The following is a 9,610-nucleotide window of genomic DNA, read 5'->3' on the forward strand; positions in this document are numbered from 1 at the left end:
GGGGCGGCCGCAAGGGGGGCGAGCCCGGCAAGTCCGGCCGTGGCCTGGGGCGGCTGGTCGCCCGGCTGGCCGGGTTCGGCCTGGCGGTCGGGCTGGCGGCCACGGCGGTCGGCGGCATCGCCGCCTATGGCTTCTACCGCCAGGCGACGGCCGACCTGCCCGAGCATGCCTGGCTGGCCGACTACCAGCCGCCGCAGATGAGCCGCATCTACGCCGCCGATTCCCGGCTGATGGCCGAGCTGGCGCTGGAGCGCCGCGTCTTCCTGCCGATCGGCGCCATCCCGCGCCGCGTGCAGCAGGCCTTCACGGCGGCCGAGGACCAGCGCTTCTGGGAGCATCACGGCGTCGACCCGATCGGCATCGGCCGCGCGGTGATCAGCAACATCGAGGGGCTGGCGAGCGGAAGGCGTGCCGGCGGCGCCTCCACCATCACCCAGCAGGTCGCCAAGAACATGCTGGTGGGCAATGAGCGCACCATGCTGCGCAAGGTGCGCGAGGCGGTGCTGGCCTTCCGGCTGGAAGGCGCCATGCCGAAGGAGCGCATCCTCGAGATCTACCTGAACGAGATCTTCCTGGGCGCCCAGGCCTATGGCGTCGCCGCCGCGGCGATGAACTACTTCAACAAGGGCCTCGACGAGCTGACGCTGGGCGAGACCGCCTTCCTCGCCGCCCTGCCCAAGGCGCCCAACAACTACAACCCCGCCCGCTTCCCCGAGGCCGCCAAGGCCCGCCGCGACTGGGTGCTGGACCGCATGGCCGATGACGGCGCGGTGACCCGCGCCGAGGCCGATGCGGCGAAGCAGGAGCCGATCGTGCCGCGCGGCCGCGCCCGCCCCGACATGGTGGCCGCCGGCCCGTACTTCACCGAGGAGGTGCGGCGCGAGCTGGTCACCCGCTTCGGCCAGGACCAGACCACCATGGGTGGCCTCGTGGTGCGCACCAGCATGGAGCCCGGGCTGCAGGCCGCCACCGAGGCGGCGCTGCGCGAGGGGCTGATGAATTACGACCGCCGGCGCGGCGGCTGGCGCGGCCCGGTGGCGCAGATCGCCGCCGGCGCCACCGAATGGATGCCGGCGCTGGAGGCGGTGGCCCGCCCGCCCGGCGCGCTGCCGGATTGGCGCCTGGCCGTGGTGCTCTCCGTCGAGGCGCGCGAGGCGCGGCTCGGCTGGGTGGAGAAGCCCGACCGCGCCACCCCCGCCCAGCCGCGCCAGGCGAGCCTGCCCTTCGAGGACATGGGCTGGGCCCGCCCGGTCGGCCGCGACGGAAGGCTGGGCGCGGCGCCGCGCCGCATGCAGGACGTGCTCTCGGTGGGCGACGTCGTGCTGGTGGAGAGCCTGCCCGCCACCGCCGCCCAGGGCCGCACCCCGGCCCGGCCGGCGCGGCTGGCGCTGCGGCAGATCCCGCAGGTGGAGGGCGCGGTGGTCGCGCTCGACCCGCAGACCGGGCGCGTGCTGGCCATGGCCGGCGGCTTCGCCTTCGAGAAGAGCTGGTTCAACCGCGCCACCCAGGCGCTGCGCCAGCCCGGCTCCTCCTTCAAGCCCTTCGTCTACCTGCCGGCGCTGGAGATGGGCATCCCGCCCAACCAGCAGCTGCTGGACGGGCCGGTCGAGATCCGCACGCCGCAGGGCATCTGGCGCCCCGGCAACTACAGCGGCAACCACAATGGCTGGGTGACGATGCGCACGGCGCTGCAGAAGTCGCTCAACCTGGTGACGGTGCGGCTGGCGCAGGAGATCGGCATCGACCGGGTGGCGGAGACGGCGGCGCGCTTCCACGTCATCCCCAACATGCCGCGCGTGCTGTCCATGGCGCTCGGCGCCGGCGAGACGACGGTGATGCGCATGGCCGCCGCCTATGCCTCCTTCGCCAATGGCGGCAAGGAGGTGGCGCCGACGCTGATCGACAGCGTGCAGGACCGCTTCGGCCGCGTCGTCTGGCGTGCCGACAACCGCCGCTGCGAGGGTTGCGACAGCGGCCCGAATGGCGCGCCGCCGCGGCTGGTGGATGAGCGCCGGCAGCTGACCGACCCGATCGCCGCCTACCAGATGGTCTCGCTGCTGCAGGGCGTGGTGCAGTATGGCACCGGCACGCGGGCCGGGGCCGGGCTGGGCCGGCCGGTGGCCGGCAAGACCGGCACCACCAATGACTACATGGACAACTGGTTCGTGGGCTTCACCCCCGACATCGCGGTGGCGGTGTGGATCGGCTATGACGAGCCGCGCAGCCTGGGCAGTGGCGAGACCGGCGGCAGCACCGCCGCCCCGGTGTTCCACGACGTGGTGGCCGCGGCGCTGAAGGACAGCCCGCCGGTGCCGTTCCGCGCCCCCCCGGGTGTCGCCCTGGTCCGCGTCCAGCTGGACAATGGCCAGACCATCCTGGAGCCGTTCCGCCCCGGCACCGAGAATGCCGCCCGGCCGCCGGTGGATGACAGCGTGATGTCCTCCGACACGCCGGCTGGCGTGGACAGCAACCTGGGCGGGCTCTACTAAGCCCGTTTGCTGCCCCGGACGCTGCCCCGCCTGCCGGCGGGCATCGCCCGCCGGCCCTGACAGAGAAAAGATGGGGGCCCGGGGGAATTCATTCCCCCGGACTTTTGCCGGCCCCGCTTGAGCCGCCGCCGCGCCGTGGAGGAAAGTGACAGATGCGTGCCGATGCCGAGGCCCTGCGCGGCCAGATCGAGGATTCCATCGCCCTGCTGCGCCGCCACCTCGACTGGGACGTGGCGCTGCGGCGGCTGGACGAGGTGAATGCCCGCGCCGAGGACCCCACGCTGTGGGAGAAGCCCGACGAGGCCCAGGCCGTGATGCGCGAGCGCAACCGCCTGGCCGACCAGGTGGAGGGCGTGAAGAAGCTGGAGCAGGACGTCAAGGACGCGCTGGAGCTGATCGAGCTGGCCGAGGCCGAGGGTGACGGCGCCACGGCGGACGCCGCCATCGCTGATCTGCACAGCTTCGCCGCCGAGGCCAAGCGCCGCGAGATCGAGAGCCTGCTCTCGGGCGAGGCCGACATGCGCGACTGCTTCGTCGAGGTGAATGCCGGCGCCGGCGGCACCGAGGCGCAGGACTGGGCGCAGATGCTGCTGCGCATGTACCAGCGCTGGGCGGAGAAGCGCGGCTACAAGGTGCAGCTGACCGAGGAGAGCGAGGGTGAGCAGGCCGGCATCAAGTCGGCCACCATCCAGGTGACGGGCCCCAACGCCTATGGCTGGCTGAAGACCGAGAGCGGCGTGCACCGCCTGGTGCGGATTTCGCCCTTCGACGCCGCCGCCCGCCGCCAGACGTCTTTTGCGAGCGTCTATGTCTTCCCGGTGATCGACGACAAGATCGAGATCGAGATCAACCCGGCCGACCTGAAGACCGACACCTTCCGCGCCTCGGGCGCTGGCGGGCAGCACGTCAACAAGACCGAATCCGGCGTGCGCTTCACGCATATCCCGACCGGCATCGTCGCCGCCTCGACCCAGGATCGCAGCCAGCACCGCAACCGCGTCATCGCCATGGAGATGCTGAAGGCGCGGCTCTACGAGCTGGAGCTGCGCAAGCGCGAGGAGATCACCGCGGGGATCGAGGCCGGCAAGACCGATATCGGCTGGGGCCACCAGATCCGCTCCTACGTCCTGGCGCCCTACCAGCTGGTCAAGGATCTCCGCACCAATGTCGAGAAGGGCAATCCCGACGCGGTGCTGGATGGCGAGCTGGATGATTTCATGGCCGCCGCCCTGGCGTCCCGCGTCGGCGCGCACCGGTCGGAGGCCAGCGCCAGCGCGCGCTGAGGCCGCCGCGTGACGCATCCGGCCTGGGAGCCGGCGCTGGCCGCTCTGCCGGAGTGCTGGCGCGCCGCGCTCGGCCCCGCCTTCGCCATGCCGCTCATGGACGCGCTGGCGGCGTTCCTGCAGGCCGAGCGCGCGGCCGGCAAGGCGATCTACCCGCCCGAGCCGCTGGTCTTCGCCGCCCTGCGGCACACGCCGCTGGCGCGCGTGAAGGCGGTGATCCTGGGGCAGGACCCGTATCACCGGCCGGGCCAGGCCATGGGCCTGTCCTTCTCCGTGCCGGTGGGGGTGCGCATCCCGCCCTCGCTGCGCAACATCCACCGTGAACTGGCCGCCGATTGCGGCCTCCCGGCGCCGGATCATGGCTGCCTCACCCGCTGGGCGGATCAGGGCGTGCTGCTGCTCAACACCGCCCTCACCGTGGAGGAGGGCAAGGCCGGCAGCCATGCCCGCGCCGGCTGGCACGGCTTCACCGATGCGGTGCTGCGGGCGGTGGATGCGCGGCCCGATCCGGTGGCCTTCCTGCTCTGGGGCGGACATGCGCGCCAGCGGGCGAAGCTGCTGACCGGCACGCGGCATCGGCTGCTGGAATCCGACCATCCCTCGCCGCTGGCCGCGGCCCAGGCGGCGCGCAGCGCCAGCCCCTTCGCCGGCTCCCGCCCCTTCAGCCGGGCGAACGACTTCCTGCGCGCGCAGGGCCGCGACCCGGTCGACTGGCGGCTCTAGGGCGCCCGGCCGGCCCGCCGGGCAGGGCCGCGCGGTAAACCCGCCCCCGCGCCCGGCGTTGGACAGGCGACGCCGCGAGGAGCCCCGCCATGCCACAGATGACCCTGCCCGAGCTGTCCGACAGGATGCGCCAGATCGACATCGCCATGCTCTCGACCCATGCCGAGGATGGCTCCATCGCCAGCCGGCCGATGAGCAACAATGGCCAGGTCGAGTACCGGGGCGATTCCTGCTACTTCGCCATGCAGGACACCCACACGGTCGGCGAGATCCGCCGCGACCCCAAGGTGTCGCTGACCTTCCAGGGCGCCCAGGCCTTCTCCATCGCGGTCGAGGGCGAGGCCGAGATCATCCAGGACAAGGCGCAGTTCCGCGCGCACTGGTCGCCCGATCTCGACAAATGGTTCCCGCAGGGGATCGACACCGCCGGCCTGGCGATGATCAAGGTCCGCGCGACGCGCATCCATTACTGGAACGGCGCCGACTCCGGCGAGATCCGGCCCTGAGCCGGCCGGCGCGGACCCTGGCCGGGCCCGCGCTTTGGTTCGCTCAAGGGGCCGCTCAGGCCCGCGCCAGCACTTCCCCGATCTCCTCCAGGATCATCGGGTCGTCGATGGTGGCGGGCACGGCGAACTCCTCCCCATCCGCCAGCTTGCGCAGCGTGGCGCGCAGGATCTTGCCCGAGCGGGTCTTGGGCAGCCGCTGCACCACCCGCGCCTGCTTGAAGGCCGCGACGGGGCCGATGCGCTCCCGCACCAGCGCCACCAGCTCGGCCGCCAGGGCTGCCTCGTCCTTCTCGACGCCCGCCTTCAGCACCACCAGGCCGAGCGGCGCCTGGCCCTTCAGCGCATCCTTCACCCCGACGACCGCGCATTCGGCGACATCCGGGTGGCTGGCCAGCACCTCCTCCATCGCGCCGGTGGAGAGGCGGTGGCCGGCGACATTGATGATGTCGTCGGTGCGCGACATCACCCAGACATAGCCCTCCGCATCCACCATGCCGGCATCGCCGGTGTTGTAGTAGCCGGGGAAGGCGTCGAGATAGGCTTCGCGGAACCGCGCATCGGCGCGGTAGAGCGTCGGCGCGCAGCCCGGCGGCAGCGGCAGGCGCAGCGCCAGGCTGCCGGTCTGGCCCGGAGGCAGGGGGCGGCCGGCCTCGTCCAGCGCCTCCACCACATGGCCGGGTGCGGGCTTGCCGCCGGAGCCGGCGCGCATCGGGAACAGCCCCGCGCCGCGGAAATTGCCGGTGATGCACCAGCCCGTCTCGGTCTGCCACCAATGGTCGATCACCGGGCGGCCCAGCAGCTTCTCGGCCCAGAGGGCGGTGTCGGGGTCGCAGCGCTCGCCGGCCAGGAACAGCGCCTCCAGCCGGGAGAGGTCGTGCCCGGCCAGCATCCGCCCCTCCGGATCCTCCTTCTTGATGGCGCGCAGCGCGGTGGGGGCGGTGAACAGGGTCTTCACCCCGTGCTCGGCGCAGACGCGCCAGAAGGCGCCGGCATCCGGCGTGCCGACCGGCTTGCCCTCATAGACCAGGGTGGTGCAGCCCGCGAGCAGCGGGCCATAGACGATGTAGGAATGCCCGACCACCCAGCCGACATCGCTGGCGGTCCAGGTCACATCCCCCGCCCCCACGCCGTAGAGCAGCCCCATCGAGTGGTGCAGCGCCACGGCATAGCCGCCGCAATCGCGCAGCACGCCCTTGGGCTTCCCGGTCGTGCCGCTGGTGTAGAGGATGTAGAGCGGGTCGGTCGCCGCCGTCTCGACGCAGGGATGCGGCTCGGCGGCCTCGATCGCCGCCAGCATGTCCTCGTCGCGGCCCGGGACCAGCGCGCAGCGCCAGGCCTCGCGCTGCAGCACCAGGCAGCCCGAAGCCGGCCGGTGGGGGGAGAGGCCCAGCGCCGCGTCCAGCAGCGGCTTGTATTTCACCACCCGCCCCGGCTCCAGCCCGCAGGAGGCGGAGAGGATCAGCTTCGGCTCGGCATCGGTGATGCGCGCGGCGAGCTCGGCCGCCGCGAAGCCGCCGAACACCACGGAATGCACGGCGCCGAGCCGCGCGCAGGCCAGCATGCCGATCACCGCCTCCGGCACCATCGGCATGTAGATCACCACGCGGTCGCCCTGGGTGACGCCGCGTGCGGCCATGGCGCCGGCCAGCCGCGCGGTGCGGTCCAGCAGCTCGGCATAGCTCAGCCGCGCCTTCGCGCCGGCCAGCGGGCTGTCCCAGATCAGCGCGTCCTGGCCGCCGCGCCCGGCGGCGACATGGCGGTCCAGCGCGTTGTGGCAAATGTTCAGCCGGGCATCGGGAAACCAGCGGCCATAGGGGCCCTGCTCCGGGTCGAAGGCGCGGGTCGGCGGGACGGCCCAGTCGATGCCGGCGGCGGCGCGCAGCCAGTAGCCCTCCGGGTCGCGCCGCCAGGCCGCGTGCATCCGGTCATAGCCATCGTTCATTGGCGACCTCCCTGATTTTTTCATTTCAGCATTCTTCTTTTTCTGAAGAAAAAGAAGCAAAAAGACTTTTTTCCAGGCTGCCGCCGTCTCCCGTCACGGCGGGACGCCAAACCGACAGAAGTTTTTTGGTTCTTTTTTTCAAAAAAGAACGTCTTTTCCTGGCAAGAAAAAAGGGGGGGCCGAAGCCCCCCCTCTCCATTCCGCCCCGGGGCGAGGCCTCAGCCGCGCAGGCGCGCGGTCTTGCCCTGCGGCACCTCCGCCGTGTCCTCGGCGAAGATGTCGCGGTCCTTGGTCTCCGGCACGAAGAAGAGGCCGATCACCACGGTGAAGAGGGCGATGGCCACCGGGTACCAGAGGCCGAAATAGACGTCGCCGGTCTGCGCGATCATGGCGAAGCTGGTGGCCGGCAGCAGCCCGCCGAACCAGCCATTGCCGATGTGGTAGGGCAGCGACATCGAGGTGTAGCGGATGCGGGTCGGGAACAGCTCGACCAGCGCGGCGGCGATCGGGCCGTAGACCATGGTGACGTAGATCACCAGCAGGGTCAGCACCAGGATCAGCACCAGCTGCTGCTCGCCGAAGATGTCGAGCGGGTGGTTGACCTTGACCACGGTCGGGTTCGACGCCGCCGGGTAGCCCGCCGCGGTGATGGCGGCGCCCAGCGCCTGGGCGAAATTGGGCTGGCCGCTGGTGATCACGTTGCCGGCCACGCTGACGCTGGCGGGGGTGCCGGCGGGCGCGCTCTCGACCGTGTAGTTGACGGACAGCCGGGCCAGCGCCGCCTTGGCGATGTCGCAGGAATTGGTGAAGCGCGCCGTGCCGGTCGGGTTGAACTGGAAGGAGCAATCCGCCGGGTCGGCCCGCACCACCACGGTGATGTTCTGGTGCGCGGCGTGCAGCGCCGGGTTGGCTTCGGCGCTCATCAGCTTGAACAGGGGGAAATAGGTCAGCGCGGCGAGCAGGCAGCCGCCGAGGATGATCGGCTTGCGGCCGATCTTGTCGGACAGCCAGCCGAACAGCACGAAGCCGCCGGAGCCGAGCAGCAGCGCCCAGGCGATCAGCAGGTTGGTGGTGTAGCTGTCCACCTTCAGCACCGAGCCCAGGAAGAACAGCGCGTAGAACTGCCCCGTGTACCAGACCACCGCCTGGCCGGCGACCAGGCCGAGCAGCGCGAAGAGGGCGATCTTGGCGTTCTTCCACTGGCCGAAGGCCTCGGTCAGCGGCGCCTTGGAGTGGGTGCCCTCGGCCTTCATCTTCTTGAAGGCGGGGCTCTCCTCCATCTGGGTGCGGATCCAGACCGAGATGCCGAGCAGCACGATCGACACCAGGAAGGGCACGCGCCAGCCCCAGTCGCGGAAGGCGGCCTCGCCGGTGATGGCCTGGGTGCTGAGGATGACGATCAGCGACAGGAACAGCCCGCCCGTCGCGGTGATCTGGATGAAGGAGGTGTAGAAGCCGCGGCGGCCATGCGGCGCGTGCTCGGCCACATAGGTCGCGGCGCCACCATACTCGCCGCCCAGCGCCAGGCCCTGCAGGCAGCGCAGCACGATCAGGATGATCGGCGCGGCGATGCCGATCTGCTCGGCGGTCGGCAGGATACCGACGATGAAGGTGGAGGCGCCCATGATCACGATGGTGATCAGGAAGGTGTATTTGCGGCCCACCAGGTCGCCGAGGCGGCCGAAGACCAGCGCGCCGAAGGGCCGCACCAGGAAGCCCGCGGCGAAGGCCAGCAGGGCGAAGACGTTGCGGGTCGCCTCGTCGAAGATCGGCCTGCCATCCGCCCCGAGGACGGTGAAGAACTTGGCGGCGATGAAGATCGCCAGGGAGCCGTACAGGTAGAAATCATACCATTCGAAGACGGTCCCGAGCGAGGAAGCCAGGATCACGCGCTTTTCCTCGCGCGTCATCGGCCGATTCGCCGCTTCTGTCCGTGGAATCGCGGATGCCATTGTCGAACCTATCCTGCCCTGCCCGGGAGGCCACGGTTCGCCGCCGCCCCCGGTTCTTGTTGATCTTCCGCGCTCTTGGATACGCGGTCCTGAGCCCGTCACCGGCCCGATGCGCGGCTGGAAGGGCTGTGTCGAAGTGTGACCTCGCCGCCGGCCCGGAGGGAATCGCGGAAATCGGCCATGTGGCTGAGTTACGAAGGTTTCATCTTCTTGACGAACAGTGATCCGATTATCGGAAACCGATTCGCTTCCGCACGGTATGGCAAGCCCATGCCGCACTGCAACCACCTCCTGCGGCCCGGCGAGGGGGCCGCCCCGGCCGTGCCGGCGGTGCCGCGCAACGCTTGGCGGCCTGCCCCGTTCGCCCCATATGCGGCAGGGCCCGGCAGGGCCCGCCGGACCCGCCCGCCGCGCGGCGTTTTCCGCGCCGCGCCCCGGCGGGGGCGAAAACCGGCTGGCATCTTCGCGTGCGCGGCGTCAGCATGCGGGGGGAAGGAAGGCTCATGGATACGCTGCGCACTCTGGCTGACCACAGGATCCGCCGCATCCTCGGCGGGCTCGGCCTCGGCATCGCGCTGGTGATGGCCGGGCTCGCGGCCGAGCCGGCGCTGTCGCTGCAAAGCGGCGCGCTGCTGACGGCGGCGGTCTGGCTCGGCCTGTGGGGGGCCGCGCTGCGGGTGCCGCGGCAGGATCTGCGCGGCAGCGTGCTGTGGGG

At 71.2% G+C, this 9,610-nt stretch carries 7 protein-coding genes; 5 read left to right on the plus strand and 2 right to left on the minus strand.

The genetic code is table 11. From position 1 onward, the window contains the following. The 4 genes from HMPREF0731_RS14320 to HMPREF0731_RS14335 form a co-directional block, all read left to right on the plus strand. Positions 1–2,489: penicillin-binding protein 1A (locus HMPREF0731_RS14320; RefSeq protein WP_007004872.1), on the plus strand; the 2,489-nt coding region annotated here is incomplete at its 5' end. Between the two features lie 152 nt (positions 2,490–2,641). Beyond that, positions 2,642–3,772, plus strand: a complete 1,131-nt coding sequence (gene prfB, locus HMPREF0731_RS14325; protein WP_007004873.1) for a peptide chain release factor 2 — start codon at positions 2,642–2,644, stop codon at positions 3,770–3,772. A gap of 9 nt (positions 3,773–3,781) precedes the next feature. Further along, positions 3,782–4,495 carry a uracil-DNA glycosylase gene (ung, locus tag HMPREF0731_RS14330; RefSeq protein ID WP_007004874.1) on the plus strand — a complete coding sequence of 238 codons (714 nt, stop codon included), beginning with the start codon at positions 3,782–3,784 and terminating at the stop codon, positions 4,493–4,495. A gap of 89 nt (positions 4,496–4,584) precedes the next feature. Next, a complete protein-coding gene (locus tag HMPREF0731_RS14335; RefSeq protein ID WP_007004875.1) occupies positions 4,585–5,001 on the plus strand; it encodes a pyridoxamine 5'-phosphate oxidase family protein in 417 nt (138 codons plus the stop codon). Between the two features lie 55 nt (positions 5,002–5,056). Here the strand turns inward: HMPREF0731_RS14335 and HMPREF0731_RS14340 are convergent, their stop codons facing one another. Both HMPREF0731_RS14340 and HMPREF0731_RS14345 read right to left on the minus strand, forming a co-directional pair. After that, complete coding sequence (locus tag HMPREF0731_RS14340; RefSeq protein ID WP_040613376.1) at positions 5,057–6,943, minus strand: AMP-binding protein; 1,887 nt, start codon at positions 6,941–6,943, stop codon at positions 5,057–5,059. A 218-nt stretch (positions 6,944–7,161) separates the two neighbouring features. Next, on the minus strand, positions 7,162–8,853 hold the full coding sequence (locus tag HMPREF0731_RS14345; protein WP_040613378.1) for an MFS transporter: 1,692 nt from the start codon (positions 8,851–8,853) through the stop codon (positions 7,162–7,164). A gap of 545 nt (positions 8,854–9,398) precedes the next feature. Here HMPREF0731_RS14345 and HMPREF0731_RS25535 point away from each other — a divergent pair. Then, the coding region (locus tag HMPREF0731_RS25535; protein WP_007004879.1) for a hypothetical protein at positions 9,399–9,610 on the plus strand (212 nt) is incomplete at its 3' end.

This window comes from Pseudoroseomonas cervicalis ATCC 49957 (assembly GCF_000164635.1).
Lineage (GTDB): Bacteria > Pseudomonadota > Alphaproteobacteria > Acetobacterales > Acetobacteraceae > Pseudoroseomonas > Pseudoroseomonas cervicalis.

Excerpts from the sequence above, each read along its gene's own strand:
- HMPREF0731_RS14345 (WP_040613378.1), bottom strand. The coding sequence starts at position 8,853 with ATGACGCGCGAGGAAAAGCGCGTGATCCTGGCTTCCTCGCTCGGGACC.
- HMPREF0731_RS14335 (WP_007004875.1), top strand. The coding sequence starts at position 4,585 with ATGCCACAGATGACCCTGCCCGAGCTGTCCGACAGGATGCGCCAGATC.
- prfB (WP_007004873.1), top strand. The coding sequence starts at position 2,642 with ATGCGTGCCGATGCCGAGGCCCTGCGCGGCCAGATCGAGGATTCCATC.
- HMPREF0731_RS14340 (WP_040613376.1), bottom strand. The coding sequence starts at position 6,943 with ATGAACGATGGCTATGACCGGATGCACGCGGCCTGGCGGCGCGACCCG.